Below are 22,649 nucleotides of genomic sequence, written 5' to 3' on the forward strand. Positions count from 1 at the left end.
CAGTACGATGATACCGAACCTACGATAGTTGGTGATTGTAACTGATAGATTAATCTGAGGAGAGGGGGCGGTGCTGTTCCGGCCGTCCTGATAAGGGCTGTAGGGAATTAGTGGCTGATGGCACCCTTTTGGACTAATGAAATCTATAGCTACCCGCAGTCGTTGCCTCAAGATTGCTGCAATGTTCGTTGCCGATGAAGCCTTCATCTTCCCTGTAATGGTTGCACAGCGAGCTTAGCATCTCTTGCCAAGGGGCATCGCCGTTATATTCCGAGAGCTTGTACAGCGTCTTGTTTTCGATATGAACCAATGCTGGCTCGGTACCAGTGCCAAACAGAACCAGTTGCCATCCGTCTCTATAGATCGAGCGTTGCTTAATCGAGATCAGGGATGCATACAGCTCCGGTTTGATGATAGGCATACCGTCATCCCGAATTTCGTATTTTGATATGGTCTCTTTTATCGCTGCATCCTTATCGATGAAGCTGGTATTTATCGACTTCACAGGTATTGAGGATTCAACGAAAATCTCCCTGGAATCCATTGATGGGTGTGCCTGCACGGGCAGTGGGATTCCATCCAGCGTACGTGATGTATCCGCAATGGCGAGTTGTTTGAAGAGTGTGGGAGCAATATCGACCAGAGAGAACACCCCCGGTACCACATTCGGTTTGTCTACTGTCTGGCCATTCTTAAATCGGGCATATGCCATTAACACATGAGATTGAGGCTGAGTGAGCAGGTTGGTGCCATGCCCCCATGTATTGGACTCTACTTCATAGTTTTCACTGGCGTTAAGCAATCCATCTTTATCCAGTTTTAATCCTTCACCATGATCAGACACGATAAACATGATCGTGTTGTCGAGCTGGTTGTTTTTACGAAGGTCATCAATCAGATTTTGAAACTGTCTATCAAGCTTTTTGAGCATGGATAAGTACATGAAATGGTTGTAGTTTCCCTTCCAGAACTTGTTGTCCAAATTGATGAATGAGCGTGATGTGTACGGCCAATGTAACATGCAGAGGTGCAGTGATAGGAAATTTGGCTGGTTTGAAGACAGGCTGGATAGTACCTCTTTATTAAACAGCTCTGGTGAATATGCTTTGCCGTAACCCCTATTGATGTACAGGTATGGGAATAGATATTTGGACACAGGCGTATTCACGAGGATGTTGACCGTCGGAATGTCGGAAATATTCGATAATAGCTCGTCGATGGCTCCGATTTTTGGCCCCACGACTGTATCGAAGCCGTAACCTTCATCTATGTGGTTAAAGCGCCGTTCATCCATAGCATAAACCGTATTGTAGCCTCTATTTTTGAGCTCTCTGATTAATGGAATATCCCGGTCGATCATCTCAGGCGCCGTCAGATTGAAGCGTCCTCCATGATTGATCGGGTACTGACCCGTCAGAATACTTAGCCATGCAACGTAGGTGCGGGCCATAGGGGTGTATGTCTTGTCGTAAACAACAGATTGTTCGAGGAACGTGTTCAGGTGCGGTGTGAAGTTCGCGTTGCTGTTTTCATAGGCCAGATGGTCTGGTCGAAGGCCATCGATACCAATGATCATGATATTGGGCTGGGATTGATCCGCTTGTGACGCTGTGAACTTAATATTTCCTGTTACCAAAACGATGGCGACAGCGGACATAGAAATTGCCAGTACTTTTTTGCTTACGCTGTATCTGTAAACGCCGTAGATAAACAACGCCATTAATAACGTGCCAAGAGCAATATTGAACTCAGTCGTAGCAAACAGGGAGCCCCTGAAGAAGCCCAGTAGGGAAGTGGGGTAGAGCAGTGAATTCAGAGTCAACACAAAGGTGAAATGAGAGACGGCAATTGTTAGCCAAATCAGAGTATTAGTTGCCTCTGTGTATTTTCGGGTAATCCAGGGAACACAGCTTATCGTAATGATGAAGCTCCATATTACGTGGATGATGACGAGACTGAGTGTGAAATGAAGAAAATCTAAAACAGTAGCAGGGTTCAGAATATTTATGTCGTTGACGTACTTGATCAAGTTCTTGATACCGAAGGCGGGATTTATCAGCTTCTTGAGGATGATGATCATAAAAAAGATTAGAAGCTGAAGGCTTAGCGTCCTCCAGATTATCCTTGCGAGTGGTACTGTTTTCTGGTGAATCTGATTCACGGCGTTACTCGCTCTTGGTTGGTTTTACGTCATCGTCTTTTTCAGGAATGGCCAGCGTTGTTTTTTCCATTGCTGTTGTAGTGTTTTTGTTGGAAGAAGGCCAGTCACCATGTAGAAGATACCTTTCGGCGAGTGTTGCCCCGCCATGCTGATCCGTCCTGATAGCGTTAGCGCTGTAATACGCACTTGTTGCAGCGGTGATGATTGAAACGAGCAGTATCGCTATCACTAAAGAGAGAGCTATCTGGATAGATCTCTCTTCCCTGCTTTGGCACCCCGTCTCTGACATCATTCTGACCTCGTCGAATCAGGTATATCGCACTGAAGGCAAACCCGGCTTTGCCGGTTGATCACCTCCCTCAGACAACATACATCAGTATAGTTAATGAACAGGAAAGCGAGAGGAATGTAACGCCAGTGATACAGTACGGATATGAAGCGGGTTAATTTGAGAACTGCGCCTTTCCGTGCCATGCTGAACCTCAGCGAAGCAACAGGCGGATGACTATGGGCCTGGATATCGAGCGGTCTGAATTTACGGAAGCGGACTACCGTAGCTTCAGAAATCAGTTGCATGGCAACCTGCAGGCACTGCAGCAATTGCTGAATCAGCCGGGGTTTGGTGAAGGAGACACCACCATCGGAGCAGAGCTGGAGATGTATATCGTCGACCAGCAGGCCCGCCCTTTGTTTGTTAATCAAGCTCTACATGCGGATGTGGACGACGATCAACTGGCGCTGGAGCTAAACCGCTACAATCTAGAATATAATCTCTCCCCGGTACCAGCATTAGGTACTCCTTTCTCTGCACTCGAGCACGAAGTGCTGGATGCCCTGAATCGATTACAACAGGCAGCCGATTCCTACGGTGGGCAAGTGGTGCCGATTGGTATTCTACCCACGCTAAAACGGCGTCATTTCGGCCCCCATGCAATGACCGATCTGCCGCGGTTTCATGCCCTGACCGAAGCACTGGCGCAGATGCGAGGTGAGCTGTTCTGTATCCGGATCAATGGGCCCGAGGCGATTTCGTTGCGTTCCCGCGATGTAACCTTGGAGGGGGCCAATACTTCTATGCAGTTGCATTACCGGGTAATGCCGGATCGATTTGCTGATCTGTTCAATGCAATGCAGCTAGCTACTCCCGTCGTCCTGTCGATCGCCGGGAACTCGCCATTTATGCTTGGCCAGCGGCTCTGGCATGAAACCCGTATACCACTGTTTAAGCATGCAATCGACGGGCGTACCCGTGATTTACGCGAGGCGCATATTCCGTCGCGTGTTAGCTTTGGCCACGGCTGGGTACGTAGTGGTGCTTATGAACTCTTCGCTGAGGCCGTACACCTGCACGAACCGATTCTGCCGATCACCAACGGTGAAGATGCCGAGGCTGTGCTGGCGTCCGGGGAGATACCGTCCCTGTTTGAGCTACGCTTGCATCAGGGGACTGTCTGGCCCTGGAATCGCCCGGTGTTTGATGATGCTGACGGTGGCCATCTGCGTATCGAGATGCGGGCGTTACCAGCCGGCCCTACACCCTGTGACATGATGGCGAATGCGGCCTTTCTGATCGGTTTGGCGGAAGGGCTGAGTGAGAATATCGAAGGGCATATACCCGCGATGCCGTTTCAGGCAGTGACCCATAACTTCTACCGTGCTGCAGAGAAGGGGATGAATACCCGGTTACTTTGGCCCGATTCAGACGTTCATAATCCATTGGCTGCATATCCGGCCTGTGAGCTGGCCAAGTCGCTACTTCCGGTAGCTCAGGAGGGGTTGCATAGCATCGGTGTGTCTGATGCGGAAAGCAGTCGGTATCTGGGCATCATCCGGCGCCGCATTGAAAAACGGCAAACAGGCGCCTGTTGGCAGCTGAAAACCTTTAAGCGACTATTGAATACCGAAGTACGGCACCGGGCTCTCACTTTGATGATGAAAAGCTACATCGAGCAAGCCCGGAAAAACAAACCCGTATCGGACTGGACATAACTCTGACTGGACCAAACTAGGTGAACATCTCCGACGAACCGATTCTCTGTATTCATAATCCGCACCCGGAGACGATTGCCCATACGGTGGAGGGGTTCCTCAACCAATTGGGTGGTCCGGTAATGATCACTGTAGAGGGGAGGGACACCAGTCGAACCCGCGCTATCTGTACACTGCTGCACGGTAATGAGCCTTCTGGCCTGCGAGCTGTACATCGCTGGTTACGCAGCGGTGGCACTCCGGCGGTCAACATCATCTGTTTTATTATCTCGGTAAAGGCGGCCTTGACCGAGGAGCTGCATAAGCACCGTATTCTGCCGGGTCAGCGGGATATGAATCGCTGTTTTGCTCCACCCTATGACGATTACAACGGGCGTATTGCAGAACACATGCTAGCCCTCATAGACAGTTACCAACCTGAATGCATGATCGATATCCACAACACCTCGGGGATGAGTCCGGCATTTGGTGTGGTGACCCATGAAGATCCAGCCCACGAGGCGCTGATTGCCCTGTTTACCCATCACCTGATCGTGACTGATCTCAAGCTTGGGGCGCTGATGGAGATCAGCAGCAGTAGTATGCCGGTGGTCACCGTGGAATGCGGCGGTGCGAACGACGAGCGTTCCGATCAGTTGGCGATAGACGGGTTGGCGCGTTACCTGTTTGAAGACCACGTGCTTAAATTGCCCCATGAAGGGATTGAGATTGAGCTGTACCGGCATCCGGTGCGGTTGGAGCTGCACCCGGATAGTCTGATCGATTTTGCCGATGAACCGGTGCCGGACATGGATCTGACGGTGCCAAGAGACCTGGAACAGCACAATTTTGGTACAGCGCCGGAAGGCACTCTGATCGGTTGGTTAGGGGAGCGCTGTGGTACCCGCATTCTGCGGGTGCAGAATGCGATCGGGCGGGATATGTTCTCCACCTTTTTCCACCTGGAAGGGCAAAAGCTCTATACCGCCCGCCCGCTCAAGCTGTTTATGATCACCAGCAACCACTCTATCGCGCTGGGTGACTGCCTGCTCTACGCCTCGTTCGAGCGCGAATATACCTACCTGAAAAGCTGATCAGTCTGCTTCACGGGCCAAAATAGCCACACCCTGACGGTAGCCCAGGCCGCCGTTGCCATGCACCGCACCCAGGTTGATATCACTGCTCGTCAGTTTCTGGTACATGCAGATCAGGCCGTTGAGTGCCGGGTTGTTCCAAGGCGCACGTGCCAGATTCATGCCCCCAGTGACGGTGATCTCATACTCCTTCAGAAAGGCTGGAATACGCTCGATACGATCAACCAGGCCTGTTTTCAGCAGGAATGCCATCGGTACCACCGGATAGCAGGTATAGGTATCCAGCAACGCCTCGCCGTGCATAAAAGCATCGCGGAAATCAAAATCCGCCTGTGTACAGGCCTGCTGATACGCGGATTCCATGTGGTCGTAGCGTACGATGGTTTCGATCGCCTCTTTACCATCAACCGGCAAACGGCCCAGTCCCACTCCTTTCACCGCCACACGGGCCTGCTGAGGAATCTCCAGAGCGGCAGTGGTTTCTGCATTACACACCAGAACCGCGCCTGTGAAGTCGACCAGCGGGTTGGCACAGTCGACGCCGCGGAACAGCGGAGTGATGCGTTCAAACCATCGGACGTCCGGTGTTGCCTGGCTGGCGTCTACCACTACGTTGTTGGCCTCCAGATTCTTCAGGTAGGTGCGCTGGTAGTTTTCAAACAGCGCTTCGGCGGTGGCGTAGAAGGTATCGGCATCGATCTGCTGGTGTTGGATAAACTGTTGGGCAACATCGTCATAGGCTTGGGTAAGCGGGTAGTCGTCACCGTACACGGCCATCAGTTGCAGGCGTTCGTCACGGGGATAGCCGGACTTGATCAGGTCTTCGCCACGGATCACAACGGCGGGAGTACCTTCTGAAATCAGCTTGCGCGCACGCTCAAGTGCCTCAATCGGGCCGCAGCCGCTGCGGAAAAAGTCTGGCTGTTCGGGGGCGTTCCAGTCGCTGTTCAGCGGCTCTATATTGAGTGTGTGCAGAGGAATGCCCAGCGCGTTGAGCTGTTGGATACGGTCTTCAACAGACGCCATTGACCCTTCGCCGTCTGCGATCTTTGCTGCTGCAACCAGGTATGCCTGCGACATGTGCTGCTCCCCAAAAGATAAGTGAATGACGCAGTTTATCAGGGATAGTACTTATTATTAAAGGGTGTGGTGTTTGTTTTTTGAACGATTGTTTCTTTGGTGCTGTGTTATGTGCTTGTGGGGGCCGTCGTTTGAGATTAAAGCCTGCTAGGCTTAATCAATAGTAAACGGGGAAACAGGGAATATACCTTGGACCTGTACGGCAGGGTGTATTCGTTGGGTTCCCAAGGGGGATCTTATGACCGACCGTCAGCAGATGCTGCAGGATATCGCCCGGCTTGCCCGCCTGACCGCAGCAGAAACAGGGCGGGGACGTTTTACCGAAAAAGTAATGGCCGCCGTGCGTTCCGTTAATCGTGCACTGTTTGTACCTGATGGGGTTGCGATTGAGGCGTACGAGAACATACCCCTGCCCATTGGCTACGAACAGACCATCTCTCAACCCTATATTGTTGCCCTGATGACAGACCTGCTGGATACAGACAGGGATCAGATCTGTCTGGAGGTCGGTACGGGCTCAGGATATCAGGCGGCGGTGTTATCGCAGCTGGTTGGGAAGGTGTACAGCATTGAGATCATAGCGCCTTTGTATCGAGAGGCTTCGGAGCGGTTACGGCGCCTGCACTATGACAATGTGGAGGTAATGTTGGGCAACGGTTACCAGGGCTATCCCGATGCAGCACCGTTCGACAGGATCATGGTCACAGCCGCGGCTGAAGAGGTGCCTCCCGCGCTGTTAGAGCAGCTAAAGCCGGGTGGACGGATGGTTATCCCTGTGGGGCCTGAATACGGTGGTCAGATCCTTTATCAGGTTGATAAGGACGATACCGGAACGATCGAATCCTCCCCCGTACTGGATGTGCGCTTTGTGCCGCTGATCCAGGGGAGTGGCCTGTCAATGTGATGGCTTAGGACGTGATCTCTTTGGCCAGTTGTTCCATCGCCAGCATCAGGGCTTTTTGTGATGCGGGGGAAAGTTGGTTGAAAGCGGAGAGCATACGACGCTGCTCTTTGGTCAGCTCCTCGCTCGGCTCGGCACTGCCGTTGACGTAGTAATCGATTGAGATGTTGTAGAGTTTACAGACACGCGACACATCGTTCAGGGTTGCCGGTTCGGCACCCTGATTACTTTCCCAGCCTTTAATCGTAGATACTGCCTTGGCAAGACGTTTTGCCGCCTCTACCTGGGTCATATTTACGCGCGTCCGTGCCTGCTTCAGTCTTTCTGCACGCGTTGTCACGGAGGCGATTCTCGCTCAGGTCAGATAGCTTGTCACCAAAGGTACATGGAGAACATCCCTTGCCGGAAGCCGGGGCATGTTCTGCTTGGACCTTCAGTTACTTAAATTGGTAGCGGCAGTATAGTTGGCCCGCTCCCGTATTTCCTGAGGATGAGGAATTGGGAGCTGGAATAGGAGTAGCACAAGGAGTCCAATTGCAAGGGACTGCACCTATAATCACCCAATTCAGGTGAAGACAGGGTTATTGAAAAGAAATTCTCTACTTAGCGCCCCGGTTGGTTAATACCGCTGGGACAGTCAGCAGAATGATCTTCACATCCAGCCAGAACGACAGGTTGCGGATGTATTGAATATCCAGCCTGATCCACTCGTCAAAACCGATGTTGTCGCGGTCTGCAATCTGCCACAGGCAGGTAATTCCCGGTTTTACCTCCCGGCGCATAACGTGCCACTGTCCCATCTGCTTGTCTTCGCTGACCGGCAGCGGACGGGGACCAACAATGCTCATATCCCCTTTCAGTACGTTGAACAACTGAGGCAGCTCGTCGATACTCCATTTGCGGATAAAGCGGCCAATCGGCGTGATGCGCGGGTCATCAGTCATCTTAAAGGCCGGACCGTCACGCTCGTTCTGTTCCATCAGCTTGGCTTTCAGTTCTTCGGCGTTGGTCACCATGGAGCGGAACTTGTACATGCCAAAGGGAACACCGCCACGCCCCGTGCGTGGCTGTACAAAAAATGCCGGACCCGGATCGGTGATCTTGATGATCAGGTAAACCACCAGTAGTAGCGGGGAGAGCAGGAGCAGGGCACAGGAGGCACCCGCCTTGTCCATCGCCGTTTTCCACCACGGAACATCCTTGATAAACAGGTGCTGGGCATTGCTGCTGAGCTGTGCCCAGTCGTCCAGAGGCTTATTCATGACAGATGGCTTCCTTTAACTTCAATCTCAAGGATTCGTTCACTGGCTATTAGGAACCGGAGTCCAACTATCAGCCGTGTTCGCCGTGGCATTGAATTGCTTCATCTGGTTGATTGTCTTCAGGCTCTGTGGATTGTCGAACTGCACTGCCACACCTTTTGCGTCCGAACGGACCACATGCCCGACCGCCTTTAGGGCGATATCTTTCCCGCTTTCATCCAGAGGCTTCAATTCATCTATCGGCAGGTGGACCTCAAGCTCAAGCTGGGTGCCCGCTGGCAAGTTTGTCGACGTCATCAGAAACGCACCACTGGCGGAGATGTCACGGGTTACTGCGGATGCAGTGCCAATTTCGCCGAGAGAGCCCGATTCGACAGGGCTGATCGTTGCAACCAGGTTGAGGTTCAAACGCTCCTGGTTGCGTCGATTATCGTTACTCTCATTGCGTTGTTCTGTATCCGGATACACCATGATCTGCACGTCATCAAGCAGTTCAGGCGTAGCCAGATTTTCCCGGATGCGTGACAGCATCTGTTTGGCACCGTCTTCCGGGGTATTAAACAGGTAAAGGCCCAAGGTGCCGGGCGCAAACCAGCCTAACTCGTCTATCAGGCGGGTTTGATTATGGATACTGGATACGATCTTTCGGAGTTCTGCTGGAGATCTTTGTCCCTCTGGCAGTGGAATGATCACCAGGCTGAATGGATTGCCTAAGCGATCAGCACGAAAGCGTTCTTTATCCAGTAGTTGATAAAACTCTACGGTAGGCAATAGATGGCCGTCGTCCGGATGGTGAAGTTCCGGTTTCTGGATAAAAAACTGTTTTAAGAATCTCAGCAGTTTTTTGTTTGGCTTCATAGCAGCGGTATCCTGAGACGTATGGCGGTTAGTCCGGTGTACGCAACACTATCGAAGGTCTGACGTCCGGTGTTGGACCTGTTAGAACGCTCAGCATACCGTGACCGGTATACAAAGAACAGATCTATCACTCAATAATTGTTGTTTTAATGCTCACTAGTGACCTATGAGCAACCGGTGGTTCAGTACCATTAATTATAGGCTTCTGGAGCGATTGCCCCGATATTGAAAAATGTGGTCTTGCGTTTGAAAAACAGCCTTGCCGAGGTATGTGAATATCCCTCAGCGAGCTGTGGGAAACCGTTGCCTGGCGTGTACAAGGACGTGGCTGAGTAAAACTTCGTCAGAAATCGCCACCCCCGATGATATCAGGGGTAGCGGAAGATACGCGGAGCTTGTGCACGGAGTTATCCACAGATGTTGGGGGTAACTCCGTTAGCCTGATTAGCTGTGTTCTTCGAGGAACTTAGGATCCAGCTTCAGCTCGTCGTTGGAGTTCACTGCAACGCCGCGAGATTTGATATCGGTAGCGATTGCCTGTGCCTCTTCCAGGGAGTGCATCGCATAGGTACCGCACTGGTATTCATTCAGCTCAGGGATATCGTTCTGGTTCTGAACACCCAGCACGTCTTCCATCGCCGCCAGCCAGGCTGCAGCAACCTTCTGCTCTTCAGGCTGACCGATCAGGCTCATGTAGAAGCCGGTGCGGCAACCCATTGGTGAGATGTCGATGATCTCTACGTTCGGACCGTTCAGGTGGTCGCGCATGAAACCGGCAAACAGGTGCTCCAGGGTATGGATGCCACGTTCAGTCAGAATCTCTTCGTTTGGACGACAGAAACGCAGGTCAAACACAGTAATAGTGTCACCGCCAGGGGTGGTCATGGTTTTAGCAACACGCACGGCCGGTGCGTTCATGCGGGTGTGATCAACCGTAAAGCTGTCAAGCAGTGGCATATCAGAACTCTCTTTGAAATAGGTGATTTCTGGGATCATAAGTCATGAGTTAATCGCCTGACTCAGATCTGAGAAGAGCGATGTGGGACTAACTGTCCCCGCATGGCTCGGTTTTTCCCCCTATTTTACGCCAATTCCCCGGATGTGCGTAACCACTCGCCGTGGACAGAGGGGCAATATCTGTTAGTCTGGTGTCCTCATGCGGTGATGATGGCCGATCGGAGAATCTTGAGTACTTTCCCAATCAAAGTCAGGGAAACGAGATAAATATACCGTTTAGGGCGAAGAGACAGTTTAAAATAACTGGCTGTAGTGGTATTCATCGAGATGGATTTCGGGTTTTGGGTTGTATATGAATAGAAAAGGCATTTTATTTGCGCTCACGGTCGTAGGTGCCTTCGCTACCATTATCAGTATCTATCTCCACTACCATTACTCCACGTTGCTGCTGGAAGATCAGGCCGAGCGTAAGGAAGGTCAGCGGGATGCGCAGGTCGTCGCCAGTAAGCTGGATGTGTTTCTTGAAAACCAGCAACGCTTGGTAAACACCGTTGCGGGCCTGCCTAATCTTCAGCAATACATGCGAGAGCCCTCCCGTGAACTAGAGACAGAGGGGCGCCACCTGTTGGATCTGGTGTGCCGTACCCAGCAAGCCTCTATCTGTTATGCCCTGGATCCTGAGGGTACCGTTGTTATTCACAACTCCGAAATCGGCCCTATTCCGCTCAAAGGCAAAAACTACGCTTTCCGCCCGTACTTTCAGAATGCCCTCATCCGCAACAGAGAGATCTACGCCGCATACGGCGTAACCACCCGCAAACGTGGCGTCTACTTCAGCCGCTTGATGGCGGAGGATCCGGATGAAGCGCTGGGCGTGATGGTGATCAAGCTGTCCGCCGATCGGATCGATGAAGAACTCAGGAAAGAGCAGCGCAACTTGATGCTGGTGGACTCTCGAGGGGTGGTGTTTGCGGCAACCAACAGTGACTGGATTCTCAAAAGCCTCTGGCCCCTGACCGAGTCACAACAGAAACAGATTCTATCAACCCGACAGTTTGGTGATACCCGCATCGAAAGCCTGGGTTTTGAAAAGGTGGACGATGAAGGCCGGGTGAAGATTGCAGATCGACACTTTGTACTCGAAAAAGCACCGCTAGATCATCTGAATGGCTGGCAGGTGTTTTATCTGCGTGAAGGTGAACCCGTCGCGCAGTATGCGTTGATCAAGCAGTACAGTGGGATTCTGGGGCCGGTGTCTCTGCTCTTAACCGTGCTCCTTCTGACGCAATATCTGCGCGTACGCCGTCGCCTGAAGCGGGAAGCGGACGATGAACGCAAGCGGGTTAAAACCGAAGCACGCCTGTACCAGCTGGGGGATATCTCAAACGAAGGCATTCTGATCCACAGTCGCGGCAAAATTGTGGATATCAATGCGGTGGTCGAGCGTATGTTTGGTTACAGCCGGGCAGAGCTGGCCAATATGGAAGTCTGGGACCTGCTGGCGCCTGAAAGTATTGCCGTGGGTTTCCACAATGTGCATACCGGCTTGGAACTGCCTTACGAGGTGCAGGCGCTGCGCAAGGATGGACGTGAGTTCCCGATGGAGGTGTTCGCCAAGAACAGCGAGCTGGAAGGTGAACCGGTAAGGGTAGCCTGCTTGCGTGACATCACCGAGTTCAAGCAGCAGGAAGCGACCATTCGCTATCAGGCGCAGTTTGACCTGCTGACCGACCTGCCGAACAAGCAACTGCTGACCGAACGTCTGAAGCGGGCTATCGAACATGCCGCGGAAAATGTCACCCAGGTCGCGGTTCTCTATATCGACCTGGATGACTTCAAGAAGATCAATGACGGTATGGGACATGACGCCGGTGATCAGTTGCTGATAGCAGTGGCGCAGCGTCTGCTGTCGGTGACCCGGATCGGCGATACGCTGGCACGTTACGGGGCTGATGAATTTGTGATGCTGCTGGACGAGGTTGAATCCGAGACCGATGTGACCCGTCTGGCGCAGCAGGTGTTGCAGGAGCTGGAGCACGAGTTTGAGATTGAGGAGCACCGCTTCTATATCTCCGGTTCGATTGGTATCTCGATCTTCCCAGCAGACGGCACTGATGAAGTGAGTCTCCTGCAACACGCAGATATCGCCATGCACCGCTGCAAGGTGGAGAACAGCGGCAACAGTTACGGTTTCTACCAGTCCAGCATGAACGAAGATGTGGCCGGGCGGGTGGAAATGGAGCGTTGCCTGCGCTCCGCCATGCACAAACACGAACTCTATCTCAACTACCAACCGATCTTTGGTGCCGATGACCGTCGCCCGCTGGGGGCTGAAGTACTGGTGCGTTGGCGTAGCCAAGAGCTCGGATTTGTTGGTCCTGATAGCTTTATCCCGCTGGCAGAGCAAACTGGCCTGATTGTTGAGATCGGCCACTGGATACTGAAAACCGCCTGTGAACAAGGGCGCAAGTGGCTGGACAGCGGGCTGAATGATTTCTACCTGGCAGTCAATATCTCACCCCGACAGTTACGCCATCAAGATTTCCCGCTGCTGCTGAAATCCGTGCTGGATGAAACCGGGTTTCCACCGCAGGCACTGGTGCTGGAACTGACCGAAGGGCTGCTGGTGAAGAAAGACTCCGGTACGGCACAGGTATTAAATGACCTGAAGGCGTTGGGTGTCATGCTATCGATGGACGACTTCGGTACCGGATACTCCTCGCTGGCCTACCTGAAAATGTTCCCGTTTGATGTCATCAAGATCGACCGCAGCTTCGTGCGTGATCTGGCGGTAGATACCAGCGATCAGCAGCTTATCGTGGCGGCAATTGAGATGGCCAAGGCGCTGGGCCTGAAGGTGGTGGCGGAAGGTGTTGAGACTGCCCAGCAACTGCACTTCCTGCGTGATGCAGGGTGTTATTCCGTACAGGGTTACTACCTGAGTAAACCGATCGACCCGATTCTGTTTGAAGAGAGGATCATTGCACCGGAACAGGACAGCACGTTAGCGTTGCTCTAACGGACAAAACCTGCCGAGTTACGTACATCAAACCGGCAGGTCTGACTTGGGGGCCTGTACTTACTTTGTCCGGTATCCCGTCCACATGATACGTGCCAGATTGTGGGGGCCTTTGCGGCTAAACCACACGATCGCAGCAACATGCAGACAGACCAATCCCATCACCACGCTGGCCGCACCTTCATGGAGTTCTTCAATTAACTCCTCACCCCAGAACATATCCGTGGTGCTCAGCCACCCGGTGATGCCGGTTACAAGCATGCCTGCCATTAGGGCCAGAATCATCAGCCCCCCCACCGGATTATGCCGATCTGGAGATGGGGTTTGACCGTGTAGATGCTCGCGCAGATGGGCTTTTATCCGGGCGGGTGTTGGCCAGAAGTCACTGAAACGCGCATTCAGTGGACCGATAAATCCCCAGACGATGCGGATGGCGATTAGCGCCAGGGCGTAGTATCCAACCCATTCATGAAGGTTTTCTCCCTCTTCCAGAACGGTGTAGTTCAACAAAAAGCTGGCGGCCAGGGACCAATGAAAGATGCGGATGAACGGATCCCATACTTTGACTTTGTTGGATGGCTGAGCACACATGGTTATTTCACCTTGGTTTTGACGATGTCACCGGATACCGGGTGGAAATACACCTCGACTTTGTTTTCAGCCTTGTCCCAGCCATAGATCTCGTAGCAACCACCGCTGGTTACCTTAAACTTTTTGATTTTGTAACCCTGATCCTTAATCAGCTGCTGCATCTGGTCAGCTGGAATCCAAACCTCCTGGTTGCCGTCGGTGCAGTGTGGGCCAGCTTGTGCCTGTGTAGCGGCCAGCATAAGAACGGTTGCGCTTGTGAGCAGTGCTTTCATTGGGAAGAACCTCAATCTGTTGTGTGTTTGAGGATATCTTCGCAAGTGAAACTTAAGTCAGCCTTAAGTCATTGGCAGTTTTACCTGGACGCTCAGCCCACCGGTGTTGGGTGTGTCGCTCAGGGTGAAACTGCCTCTGTGCAAATTGATGATCTGATCGATAATTGAAAATCCCAGTCCCGCGCCCTCGTTTTGGGCTTTGTTTTTACGATAAAAACGTTGGAGCACTTGGATTTTTAGATCATCGCTCAGTCCGGGGCCATGGTCGGTCACGGTGATCAGATAGTGGTCCATATCCGTTTCCAGCGTCACTAGGACGGTATCGCCGGGGCGGGTGTAGCGCACCGCGTTTTCGATCAGGTTGCGTAGAAGGATTTCCAGCAGTGTTTTTTCAGCCATGAGGTTAGTTTGTGTCTGTGTATGCAACTCAATCTGTACGTGAAAACGCAGTGCAGTGGGAACCAGCTCAGCGATTAGGTCCGCTGTCAGCCGTTCTACATCAAGCGATTGCTTATCCAGCTGATTGCTGTGTCGTGGTTCCAGACGCGCCAGCATCAACAGCTGGGTAACAACACGTTCCATCCGGTTCAGCCCCTGTAGCAGCGGTTGTACTTTTTGCTGCGGTAGAGAAAGGGTTTCGGTGTGGATACGCAGTGCGGCCAAAGGCGTGCGCAGCTCATGGGCTGCATCACTGGTAAAACGCCGCTCTCGGTGCAAGGTTTGTGCGACACGCTGAAACATACGGTTGAGTGACTGCACGGGTGTGATCAATTCCTGCGGTAGTTGTTGGCTGCTAAGCGGAGAAAGATCGTCGCTGCTGCGGTAGTCGAGCTCCTGACTGATCTGCTTAAGTGGTCGCAGATAGTGATTGATCGTAAAGGCGATAGCGATAATCAGCCCTGTAATTACAACGGCCAGTGGCAGAAGCACATGCTCAGCCACTTCTGAGGCCATCTCAGTTCGAATGCTCAGAGGTTGGGTGGCGCGTACCCATAACTTCTGTTCCGGAAGGTAAAGGTTGTACATACGCAGGGCTGAAGCTTGGGTGTTCAGGGTCTCAAATCCCACATCCTGCGGTGCAGTTAGATTGAGATCACTGGGGAATGAGAGTAGGCGTTCACCCACATGGGACCATACCTGAACGCCCAGATGGTGCTCGTAGTGGTGGCCCGGATCATTCGGATTCTGACTGCTATAACTATCTTCGTACTCGTCTTCACTCCCATGAAGTGTGGGCGCAGCGGCTTCTGCTCGCTTGGCTGATGCCTCAAGCGCCGAGAGTGCAGTTTCATAGTCGGTCACCAGAAACTGACTGCTGAACTGCCGGGTGAACTGCACCAGTGAGGCATCGTACAGTTCTTCAACTTCATGGTTGGTGGTCGTCCAGGTCCAGCTTAGAAGTACCACTGTGGCAATACTGAACAACGCCGCCAGGCCAAGCAGAATACGGCTCTGTATGGAGCGCATATTAATCCTCCACCATGTAGCCGACGCCACGGATCGTGCGTATCAACGATTTGCCAAATTTTTTGCGTAGGGCGTGGATGTGCACTTCCAGCGCGTTGCTCTCGGGATCATCTTCGTAGATCTCTTCTTCAATCTGGCGACGCGTCAGGACGCGACCTTTGGCATGAAGCAGGCTGAGGAGCAGGTCATACTCCCGTCGTCCAAGAGATACTGATTCGCCCTGCAGACTTACCTCGCGGGCGGCGGTGTTGATCACCAGGTCTCCGTGGGTGATCTGTTCCTGATCCCGGCCAGATGCGCGACGCAGGAGGGCACGGATACGGGCTTCCAGTTCGTTCAAATCGAACGGTTTCACCAGGTAATCGTCGGCGCCAGCGTCCAGCCCGGCAATTCGCTCTTCAATCGCATCCCGGGCGGTCAGAATCAGCACCGGGGTATCAATGTTCTGGGTTCGTGCCCGACGCAGAACTTCCAGGCCATCTAAATCCGGCAGATTGAGGTCGAGGATCAGCAGGTTGGGAGGGCTGTGCTGCAACATCTGTAAACCATCGGCACCGGTTTGTTGCCAATCAACCCGGTAGTGTCGGGATTCGAGTGCGAGCATGATGCCCTGGCCTAAAAGCGGATCATCCTCAATTAACAGTAATCGCATAGCGCAGCCTCAAAATAAAATCAGTATTGCACCGGAAAATTAAATAAAACTTAAGCACTTAGATAAAGCTTTGCAGTAGGTCGTTTAGTAAACAATATTGGGTTGTCTTCTGTTTGTTTTTTAAGGCTTTTTACGGTTTTTTGAAAATTCCGCAAAAAATTCAAAAAAGTTCGGTGCTGGTTGTTGACAGAAAAAATGAGGAAGGTAATATACGCGCCACTCCTTCGGAGGGATGGCTGAGTGGTCGAAAGCACTGGTCTTGAAAACCAGCGGTCCGAGAGGGCCCCAGGGTTCGAATCCCTGTCCCTCCGCCATTTTGAAGGAGTATGAGCGTGTGTTCCTCGATAGCTCAGTTGGTAGAGCAGTAGACTGTTAATCTATTGGTCGCTGGTTCGAGTCCAGCTCGAGGAGCCAAAAACGGGTCGTTAGCTCAGTTGGTAGAGCAGTTGGCTTTTAACCAATTGGTCATAGGTTCGAATCCTATACGACCCACCACTTTCTACACGCTTTCTCTACCGGGTCGTTAGCTCAGTTGGTAGAGCAGTTGGCTTTTAACCAATTGGTCATAGGTTCGAATCCTATACGACCCACCATTAAAAAATCCGCCCTTAGGCGGTTTTTTTATGTCTGTCGTATGGGAAGAGAACCGTAAAGGTTTGAGCCGAGCCTGCAATGCAGGCGAGACCACGTCGGAGTTTACGACGACGGCCCGAAGCCAAAGGCGTAGGGCAAGCGCATCGCGCGTAGCAATCCTATACGACCCACCACTTAAAAATTCCGCCACCTGGCGGTTTTTTTATGCCTGAAATTTGTCCTGTCTCAGCTTCCTGTTCTGTTCAGCCCTTGATGGGGTGCTTGACCTTCCAGTTGCTGGAACGTCTAGGCTATGTTTCCAGTAGAGTTTTAAATTCCCGGTGCAGCCTGTTCTGTCTGCATCGGTATTCTGGAGGTACAGCAGATGGCATCTGCACAGGATTATCTCGCTGCAAGCAGTCAGGCATTGGTTTCCGAGACCGAGCATTCGTCCAAGCAGGAGTTGCTGATTGAAGGCGCTGGTTGCGCCAGTTGTGTCGGCAAGATTGAAAACGCCCTCAACGCCGTTCCCGGAGTGGATTCGGCGGTGATGAACTTTGCTCAGCGCACAGTGAGTGTAGCCGGCCCGGTTGCCGCAGAGGCGTTAATCATTGCGGTGGAAAATGCAGGCTACAAGGCACGCTTGACCTCCGGGGAAGCGGAGGCGGAACTGCTGGCTGAAAAAGAGCTGGCGGAGCAACGTCGCTACAAGCAGCTGATCAGCCATATGGTGCTCGCGCTGGGCGTGGGTGTGCCGCTGATGCTGTATGGCGTGCTTGGCGGCGAGATGATGGTGTCGGCAGGGGCCTCCCAGCTTGGCTGGCTTGCCGTGGGTATTGTGACTTTTCTGGTGATGTTGTTCCCCGGCCGTCACTTCTACGTAGGTGCCTGGAAATCGGTACGTAACCATAACGCCAATATGGACACCCTGATTGCCCTCGGTACCGGGACCGCCTGGTTGTACTCCATGGTGGTTGTGCTGATCCCCGATCTGGTGCCGGTGATGGCGCGCCATGTGTACTTCGAAGCAACCGCGATGATTATTGGTCTGATCAACCTGGGGTTGGCTCTGGAGCTGCGCGCGCGTGGCCGTACCTCCCAGGCGATCAAGCGCTTGATAGGTCTGCAGACCCGTACCGCACGTGTCCTGCGAGATGGGCAAGAGGTCGATGTGGATATCGATGATGTCCTGATGGGCGATCAGGTACGTATCCGTCCGGGTGAAAAGGTGCCGGTAGACGGTGTTGTGCTGGAGGGTTACACCGCCGTCGACGAATCCATGCTGACTGGCGAACCGATCCCGGTGGAAAAGAACAGTGGCGACGAGATGGTTGCCGGTACACTGAACAAAACCGGTTCCGTTCTGCTGGAAGCCACCCGTGTAGGCAAGCAGACCACGCTGGCGCAGATCATTGGCATGGTGAAACAGGCGCAGAACGCCAAGCTGCCGATCAGTCGTCTGGCTGATCAGGTATCGGCGTATTTTGTGCCGGCGATCATGATAATTGCGGTACTGACGGCGCTGACCTGGCTGAACTTCGGGCCTGAGCAAGCCATTGCATTGGCGCTGGTATCTGCCACCACAGTGCTGATCATCGCCTGTCCGTGTGCCTTGGGTCTGGCGACACCGATGTCGGTGATTGTTGGGGTGGGTAAAGCCGCTGAAGCGGGGGTGCTGATCCGTAACGGAGAAGCACTGCAGACCGCATCAAAGATCACCACCATGGTGTTGGATAAAACCGGCACGATCACCGCCGGTGAACCTCAGGTCACCGAGATTGCACCGTTAAACGGTTTTAGCGAAGCCGAGATGCTGAGCTATGCGGCAAGCCTGGAGACCGGCTCCGAACATCCACTGGCCAATGCCATTCTGGAAGCCGCACGCAGCAGAAATCTGGTCCTGGAGTCTGTGAACGATTTCCACGCCGAAGCAGGTAAGGGCGTATTGGGCACTATTGGTGGACGAGACGTGCTGCTGGGTAACCGGGCGATGATGCTGGATCATCAGGTTCAGATTGATGCAGCTGAGGAGGCGGTGTCGCGTATGGCGGCTGAGGGCAAAACCCCGGTATTCGTCGCCTTGGATAAGCAACTGGCAGCGATTATCGGGATCTCTGACCCGGTGCGTGACGATTCCCGGGACGCGATTGCGCGCTTGCAGGCGGAAGGGATGCGCGTGGTGATGCTGACCGGTGACAACCACAACACTGCAAAAGCCGTAGCCAAGCAGGTGGGTGTGGATGAGTTCTTCGCTGAAGTATTACCGCAGGATAAAGCAGGCAAGGTGCAGGAACAGCAGCAACGGGGCGAGATCGTGGGCATGACCGGCGATGGCATCAACGATGCGCCGGCACTGGCGCAGGCCGATGTAGGTTTTGCTATCGGCAGCGGTACCGATGTGGCGATCGAAAGTGCCGACATCACGCTGATGCGCGCGTCCTTGCATGGATTGGCTGATGCGGTGACCGTAAGTCGCGCCACCCTGAAGAATATTCGCCAGAACCTGTTTGGCGCGTTTATCTACAACGTAGCGGGCATCCCGATTGCCGCCGGTATCTTGTATCCGCTGACCGGCATGCTGCTAAGCCCGGTTATCGCCGGTGCCGCGATGGCCTGTTCATCTGTGACTGTGGTGACTAACGCCAACCGCTTGCGCCTGTTAAAACTGGGTCGTCAGGACGTTGAGGAGGCTTGATTATGATCTGGATTAATTTACTCGGGCTAGCGCTGGTTGCGTGGATTGTTTGGTGGTTTTGGTTATACCGCCCGGACGACCATTGATACAATAGGTTCTCGCCATTGCTGTGTGGAACCGATGGCGGGATCCTTGTTCTAACAACGGACTTTAAACTTCAAATACTCGACGTCACCAATGATAAAACGGCCCCTGACTACACTGCTGCTCATATTACTCCTTGCCTGGAGTCAGTGGAGTATTGCGTCGGTTGGGGGCATGGCTCCTCAGATGTCTGCTGTCGCGATGTCCGACATGATGGGGGATGGTCACTGCGGAAGCGACTGTCAGCCTGTGCAGAGTGCAGAGTGCACTCAGAGCGACTGCAGTTTGGGGCACTGCTGTGCTGCCGCTGTATTTCTGCCGTTGACGGCATTATCAATTCCGATGGCTGGAGGGGCTTCGCCCGACCTATTGCCTGATCAATACGCCTATCAGAGGGTGCTTGCCCTCGAACATCCTCCCAGGCTTGCCACTGCACTCTGACACGCGGGCTACAGGCAAAAAGCACCGCTCGTAACCTATATCTCAGAAATTGATGAGGACAGTTCAGGTGAATATCTCCCAGGCGGCCAAATTATCCGGGCTAAGCAGTAAGACCATCCGCTTTTACGAGCAGCAGGGCATCATTGAGGCGGCTGTTCGTGCCAACAACGGTTACCGGGTCTACAACGACAAGCAGCTGGAGCAGTTGCGTTTTATCAAGCGAGCACGTGATCTTGGCTTTTCTCTGGAGGAGAGCAAGGAGCTGCTGGAGCTCATGCACAACCCGGCGCGACGCAGCGCCGAGGTGAAAGCTCGGGTGTTGGCGCACGTAGATCAGATTGATCAGCAGTTGGTTCAGCTGACGAAAATGCGCCAGCAACTGCTTGATCTGTCCAGCCAATGCCGCGGTGATGACGGTGCCGAATGTCCGATTCTGGATGCGTTAAGTGGCGATACGACGGACAAACCTGTCACCTGATTTTGATTTCCCGGGGCTTTAACTGATATGCCCCAACACTGGAGTTTATGATGAAAAATATGATCTTTTCCGCTTTATTGGCTGTTTTGATGCTGCCGGTAACAACAAGTGCAAATGCGGCCAACCCGGTTTGGTTGGAGGGTAAAACCGATGAGGCTTACCAGATTACCGTATACCGCAGCGCTACCTGTGGCTGCTGCAAAGGCTGGATTGCCCACCTCAAGGATCATAATTTTCAGGTAAAAGATGTGGTAGTCGAGGATGTAAATGCGCATAAGCAGCGTTTGGGTGTGCCGCCTAAGGGAGCCTCCTGCCACACTGCCGAGGTGAACGGCAAAGTGGTTGAAGGGCATGTGCCAGCGCAGGATATCAAGCGATTGCTCAGTAGCGAGAACAATATCCGCCTGCTGACCGTGCCGGGTATGCCATCCGGTGGGCCGGGAATGGATATGCCAGGGGCGGCCAAGCAGCCGTTTCAGGTGTTCTCGGTCACCGAAGATAACAAGGTGGACGTGTATAACAACTACAGCGAATACTGATCGGGGAAACCGTTATGGGAGCTCGGATCAAAGCGCTGGTGTTGCTGTTGCCAGCGCTATTGCTGCTAGGCTGTGGCCCCTCAGAGCCAAAGGTGGAGGGGCGTTGGTACACCCAGTCCCAAGTGGATACAGGTAAGGCGTTGTTTGATGCAAACTGTGCGTCTTGTCATGGCTCCGAAGCACGTGGAACACCGGATTGGCGTAAGCCGCTGGCCAATGGCAACTATCCGCCACCACCACTCGATGGCAGTGCCCATGCCTGGCATCATCCTCTACGTGCCCTGATGTTCACCGTTCAGAACGGCGGTGCTAAGTTCGGAGGCACCATGCCCGGTTTTAAGGGGCAGCTGGATGAAGACCAGCAGGAAGCGGTGATTGCGTACTTCCAGAGTCTCTGGAGTGAGCAGATCTACCAGGCTTGGCTGCAGCGCGGCGGACTGAAATAGCTAGCTGGCATGGACCCGGTCTTTAGGGATCTGTGTTGTAGGCCTGATACTCAACGGCGACGATTTCGTACCAGATATCTTCGCCGTTGGGTTTTTGCAGCCAGATCTCGTCACCGATCTCCTTTTTCAGGAGTAGCTTGGCCAGCGGTGAATCCATGCTGATGTAATCGCTGCCCGCTTCGATCTCATCCGGGCCCACGATGCGGTAGCGTTTGCGGTTTTCCTCTTCATCTTCGATCGTCACCCAGGCACCGAAGAATACCTTGTCCCGGTTTTCCGGAATGCGATCCACCACGGTCATATCTTCCAAACGCTTGGAAAGGTAACGCACACGACGATCGATCTCGCGCAGCTGTTTCTTGCCGTAGATGTATTCGGCGTTTTCGGAGCGATCGCCCTGAGCGGCTGCTTCCTTCACCGATTGGGTGATCTCGGGGCGTTTAACTTTCCACAGGTACTTCAGCTCGTCGTTAAGGCGTTTGTAGCCTTCGGCGGTGATATACTTGGATTTCTTCGGTTGAGGTGGTCGCCAGCGGCCCATAACTATCCTGATCCGGTTTACGCCTCGGGCACGAGGTGTGCGATAAGTGCGTAAAATTTAACGATTTAGATAAAGAATTTTAGCGCGTCGCCGATAGGATTGGGACAGCGTTTTGTTACTCGATGCAGATCCGGAAGATGCAGACAGAAAAAATTCAGGCACGTATAGAAACCTATACCTCCAATCTGACCCAAGCGGTTCAGAGCGGGAGTGGTGCCCAGTTTTCACTGCTGCTGAGCATGATTGCGACCAACCAGGAGCTGCCGGGGACACGTCCACAGGTATCCGGCGAAGGCTTCGAACTGCCAACCACCGACAACCAGTATCCCAACCCCAATGATCTGTATAGCGCCGATGTGGCCGAGCGGATGAACGTGGGCATCAACAAGGATATGCGTGGTGAGTTTGCCTACGCCTGCAGCTACGTGGAAACTGAATCCCTGGTGCCGGTAAAGAGTCGCCGACTGAACGACTCGCTGGAGCGGCTGGGACTTATCTCAGGCGGTGCGATGCTGCAGGAGATTGCCACTTCCCATCAGCAGATCAGACAGACCGCCTGACCTGCATCTC

Annotated in this window: 21 protein-coding genes and 4 tRNA genes; 13 read left to right on the forward strand and 12 right to left on the reverse strand. The window is 53.1% G+C overall.

All coding sequences use genetic code 11. The features are described 5' to 3' along the window. Positions 1–133: 133 nt before the first annotated feature. Positions 134–2,161 carry a sulfatase-like hydrolase/transferase gene (locus ACEQ15_RS10140; RefSeq protein WP_370279054.1) on the reverse strand — a complete coding sequence of 676 codons (2,028 nt, stop codon included), beginning with the start codon at positions 2,159–2,161 and terminating at the stop codon, positions 134–136. Positions 2,162–2,165: 4 nt separating this feature from the next. Further along, positions 2,166–2,453, reverse strand: coding sequence for a hypothetical protein (locus ACEQ15_RS10145; protein ID WP_370279055.1), 288 nt, complete (start codon positions 2,451–2,453; stop codon positions 2,166–2,168). Between the two features lie 215 nt (positions 2,454–2,668). Here ACEQ15_RS10145 and ACEQ15_RS10150 point away from each other — a divergent pair, with 215 nt between their 5' ends. Both ACEQ15_RS10150 and ACEQ15_RS10155 read left to right on the forward strand, forming a co-directional pair. Continuing rightward, complete coding sequence (locus ACEQ15_RS10150) at positions 2,669–4,150, forward strand: glutamate--cysteine ligase (RefSeq protein ID WP_372530110.1); 1,482 nt, start codon at positions 2,669–2,671, stop codon at positions 4,148–4,150. Between the two features lie 20 nt (positions 4,151–4,170). After that, positions 4,171–5,223, forward strand: coding sequence for a succinylglutamate desuccinylase/aspartoacylase family protein (locus tag ACEQ15_RS10155; RefSeq protein WP_370279058.1), 1,053 nt, complete (start codon positions 4,171–4,173; stop codon positions 5,221–5,223). Here ACEQ15_RS10155 and ACEQ15_RS10160 read toward each other — a convergent pair whose 3' ends face one another. Beyond that, positions 5,224–6,303: a hypothetical protein gene (locus ACEQ15_RS10160; protein WP_370279059.1), complete on the reverse strand. Its 1,080-nt coding sequence runs from the start codon at positions 6,301–6,303 to the stop codon at positions 5,224–5,226. Between the two features lie 238 nt (positions 6,304–6,541). Here ACEQ15_RS10160 and ACEQ15_RS10165 point away from each other — a divergent pair, with 238 nt between their 5' ends. Further along, positions 6,542–7,207, forward strand: coding sequence for a protein-L-isoaspartate(D-aspartate) O-methyltransferase (locus tag ACEQ15_RS10165; protein ID WP_370279063.1), 666 nt, complete (start codon positions 6,542–6,544; stop codon positions 7,205–7,207). Between the two features lie 4 nt (positions 7,208–7,211). On the opposite strand, the gene ACEQ15_RS10170 is transcribed toward ACEQ15_RS10165, so the two are convergent. The 4 genes from ACEQ15_RS10170 to luxS all read right to left on the reverse strand — a co-directional run bounded on the left by ACEQ15_RS10170 (position 7,212) and on the right by luxS (position 10,281). Further along, positions 7,212–7,544, reverse strand: a complete 333-nt coding sequence (locus tag ACEQ15_RS10170) for a helix-turn-helix domain-containing protein (protein WP_370279064.1) — start codon at positions 7,542–7,544, stop codon at positions 7,212–7,214. 259 nt (positions 7,545–7,803) lie between these two features. Continuing rightward, positions 7,804–8,466: a sugar transferase gene (locus ACEQ15_RS10175; RefSeq protein WP_370279065.1), complete on the reverse strand. Its 663-nt coding sequence runs from the start codon at positions 8,464–8,466 to the stop codon at positions 7,804–7,806. Positions 8,467–8,505: 39 nt separating this feature from the next. After that, the gene (locus ACEQ15_RS10180) at positions 8,506–9,324 is read right to left on the reverse strand and encodes a PilZ domain-containing protein (protein WP_370279066.1); all 819 of its coding nucleotides are present in this window, start codon (positions 9,322–9,324) and stop codon (positions 8,506–8,508) included. 444 nt (positions 9,325–9,768) lie between these two features. Further along, positions 9,769–10,281, reverse strand: coding sequence for an S-ribosylhomocysteine lyase (luxS, locus tag ACEQ15_RS10185; RefSeq protein WP_370279067.1), 513 nt, complete (start codon positions 10,279–10,281; stop codon positions 9,769–9,771). A 352-nt stretch (positions 10,282–10,633) separates the two neighbouring features. On the opposite strand from luxS, the gene ACEQ15_RS10190 reads away from it, so the two are divergent. After that, positions 10,634–13,300, forward strand: a complete 2,667-nt coding sequence (locus ACEQ15_RS10190; RefSeq protein ID WP_370279068.1) for an EAL domain-containing protein — start codon at positions 10,634–10,636, stop codon at positions 13,298–13,300. Positions 13,301–13,360: 60 nt separating this feature from the next. Here the strand turns inward: ACEQ15_RS10190 and ACEQ15_RS10195 are convergent, their stop codons facing one another. From ACEQ15_RS10195 to ACEQ15_RS10210, 4 genes are all read right to left on the reverse strand, one after another. Beyond that, positions 13,361–13,891: a cytochrome b/b6 domain-containing protein gene (locus tag ACEQ15_RS10195; protein ID WP_370279069.1), complete on the reverse strand. Its 531-nt coding sequence runs from the start codon at positions 13,889–13,891 to the stop codon at positions 13,361–13,363. Between the two features lie 2 nt (positions 13,892–13,893). Continuing rightward, on the reverse strand, positions 13,894–14,163 hold the full coding sequence (locus ACEQ15_RS10200; protein ID WP_370279070.1) for a PepSY domain-containing protein: 270 nt from the start codon (positions 14,161–14,163) through the stop codon (positions 13,894–13,896). 63 nt (positions 14,164–14,226) lie between these two features. After that, positions 14,227–15,630: an ATP-binding protein gene (locus ACEQ15_RS10205; RefSeq protein WP_370279071.1), complete on the reverse strand. Its 1,404-nt coding sequence runs from the start codon at positions 15,628–15,630 to the stop codon at positions 14,227–14,229. A gap of 1 nt (position 15,631) precedes the next feature. Further along, complete coding sequence (locus ACEQ15_RS10210) at positions 15,632–16,282, reverse strand: response regulator (protein ID WP_370279072.1); 651 nt, start codon at positions 16,280–16,282, stop codon at positions 15,632–15,634. Positions 16,283–16,508: 226 nt separating this feature from the next. Between ACEQ15_RS10210 and ACEQ15_RS10215 the strand changes: the two genes are divergently transcribed. The 8 genes from ACEQ15_RS10215 to ACEQ15_RS10250 all read left to right on the forward strand — a co-directional run bounded on the left by ACEQ15_RS10215 (position 16,509) and on the right by ACEQ15_RS10250 (position 21,538). Next, positions 16,509–16,596, forward strand: a tRNA-Ser gene (locus tag ACEQ15_RS10215). A gap of 24 nt (positions 16,597–16,620) precedes the next feature. After that, positions 16,621–16,696 (forward strand) — tRNA-Asn (locus ACEQ15_RS10220). Between the two features lie 5 nt (positions 16,697–16,701). Next, a tRNA-Lys gene (locus ACEQ15_RS10225) sits at positions 16,702–16,777 on the forward strand. Positions 16,778–16,799: 22 nt separating this feature from the next. Beyond that, positions 16,800–16,875: transfer RNA gene (locus ACEQ15_RS10230), tRNA-Lys, on the forward strand. A gap of 365 nt (positions 16,876–17,240) precedes the next feature. Continuing rightward, a complete protein-coding gene (locus ACEQ15_RS10235) occupies positions 17,241–19,550 on the forward strand; it encodes a heavy metal translocating P-type ATPase (protein WP_370279074.1) in 2,310 nt (769 codons plus the stop codon). Positions 19,551–20,142: 592 nt separating this feature from the next. Beyond that, on the forward strand, positions 20,143–20,553 hold the full coding sequence (gene cueR / locus ACEQ15_RS10240; RefSeq protein ID WP_370279075.1) for a Cu(I)-responsive transcriptional regulator: 411 nt from the start codon (positions 20,143–20,145) through the stop codon (positions 20,551–20,553). 50 nt (positions 20,554–20,603) lie between these two features. After that, positions 20,604–21,092, forward strand: coding sequence for a DUF411 domain-containing protein (locus ACEQ15_RS10245; RefSeq protein ID WP_370279076.1), 489 nt, complete (start codon positions 20,604–20,606; stop codon positions 21,090–21,092). Between the two features lie 14 nt (positions 21,093–21,106). Next, entirely contained in the window at positions 21,107–21,538 is a 432-nt protein-coding gene (locus tag ACEQ15_RS10250) for a cytochrome c (RefSeq protein WP_370279078.1), read from the forward strand. Between the two features lie 22 nt (positions 21,539–21,560). Here ACEQ15_RS10250 and greB read toward each other — a convergent pair whose 3' ends face one another. After that, the gene (gene greB / locus ACEQ15_RS10255; protein ID WP_370279079.1) at positions 21,561–22,079 is read right to left on the reverse strand and encodes a transcription elongation factor GreB; all 519 of its coding nucleotides are present in this window, start codon (positions 22,077–22,079) and stop codon (positions 21,561–21,563) included. 137 nt (positions 22,080–22,216) lie between these two features. On the opposite strand from greB, the gene ACEQ15_RS10260 reads away from it, so the two are divergent. Next, a complete protein-coding gene (locus tag ACEQ15_RS10260) occupies positions 22,217–22,639 on the forward strand; it encodes a hypothetical protein (RefSeq protein ID WP_370279080.1) in 423 nt (140 codons plus the stop codon). Positions 22,640–22,649 lie beyond the last annotated feature (10 nt).

Origin of the sequence: Pontibacterium sp. (genome assembly GCF_964228735.1) — a bacterium.
Taxonomy (GTDB): Bacteria; Pseudomonadota; Gammaproteobacteria; order Pseudomonadales; family Balneatricaceae; genus Pontibacterium.

What these genes read in the sequence shown, in the direction of transcription:
- ACEQ15_RS10145 (WP_370279055.1), bottom strand. Translation starts at nt 2,453, where the DNA reads ATGATGTCAGAGACGGGGTGCCAAAGCAGGGAAGAGAGATCTATCCAG.
- ACEQ15_RS10150 (WP_372530110.1), top strand. Translation starts at nt 2,669, where the DNA reads ATGGGCCTGGATATCGAGCGGTCTGAATTTACGGAAGCGGACTACCGT.
- ACEQ15_RS10160 (WP_370279059.1), bottom strand. Translation starts at nt 6,303, where the DNA reads ATGTCGCAGGCATACCTGGTTGCAGCAGCAAAGATCGCAGACGGCGAA.
- ACEQ15_RS10165 (WP_370279063.1), top strand. Translation starts at nt 6,542, where the DNA reads ATGACCGACCGTCAGCAGATGCTGCAGGATATCGCCCGGCTTGCCCGC.
- ACEQ15_RS10175 (WP_370279065.1), bottom strand. Translation starts at nt 8,466, where the DNA reads ATGAATAAGCCTCTGGACGACTGGGCACAGCTCAGCAGCAATGCCCAG.
- ACEQ15_RS10180 (WP_370279066.1), bottom strand. Translation starts at nt 9,324, where the DNA reads ATGAAGCCAAACAAAAAACTGCTGAGATTCTTAAAACAGTTTTTTATC.
- luxS (WP_370279067.1), bottom strand. Translation starts at nt 10,281, where the DNA reads ATGCCACTGCTTGACAGCTTTACGGTTGATCACACCCGCATGAACGCA.
- ACEQ15_RS10190 (WP_370279068.1), top strand. Translation starts at nt 10,634, where the DNA reads ATGAATAGAAAAGGCATTTTATTTGCGCTCACGGTCGTAGGTGCCTTC.
- ACEQ15_RS10195 (WP_370279069.1), bottom strand. Translation starts at nt 13,891, where the DNA reads ATGTGTGCTCAGCCATCCAACAAAGTCAAAGTATGGGATCCGTTCATC.
- ACEQ15_RS10200 (WP_370279070.1), bottom strand. Translation starts at nt 14,163, where the DNA reads ATGAAAGCACTGCTCACAAGCGCAACCGTTCTTATGCTGGCCGCTACA.
- ACEQ15_RS10205 (WP_370279071.1), bottom strand. Translation starts at nt 15,630, where the DNA reads ATGCGCTCCATACAGAGCCGTATTCTGCTTGGCCTGGCGGCGTTGTTC.
- ACEQ15_RS10210 (WP_370279072.1), bottom strand. Translation starts at nt 16,282, where the DNA reads ATGCGATTACTGTTAATTGAGGATGATCCGCTTTTAGGCCAGGGCATC.
- ACEQ15_RS10235 (WP_370279074.1), top strand. Translation starts at nt 17,241, where the DNA reads ATGGCATCTGCACAGGATTATCTCGCTGCAAGCAGTCAGGCATTGGTT.
- ACEQ15_RS10245 (WP_370279076.1), top strand. Translation starts at nt 20,604, where the DNA reads ATGAAAAATATGATCTTTTCCGCTTTATTGGCTGTTTTGATGCTGCCG.
- ACEQ15_RS10250 (WP_370279078.1), top strand. Translation starts at nt 21,107, where the DNA reads ATGGGAGCTCGGATCAAAGCGCTGGTGTTGCTGTTGCCAGCGCTATTG.
- greB (WP_370279079.1), bottom strand. Translation starts at nt 22,079, where the DNA reads ATGGGCCGCTGGCGACCACCTCAACCGAAGAAATCCAAGTATATCACC.
- ACEQ15_RS10260 (WP_370279080.1), top strand. Translation starts at nt 22,217, where the DNA reads ATGCAGACAGAAAAAATTCAGGCACGTATAGAAACCTATACCTCCAAT.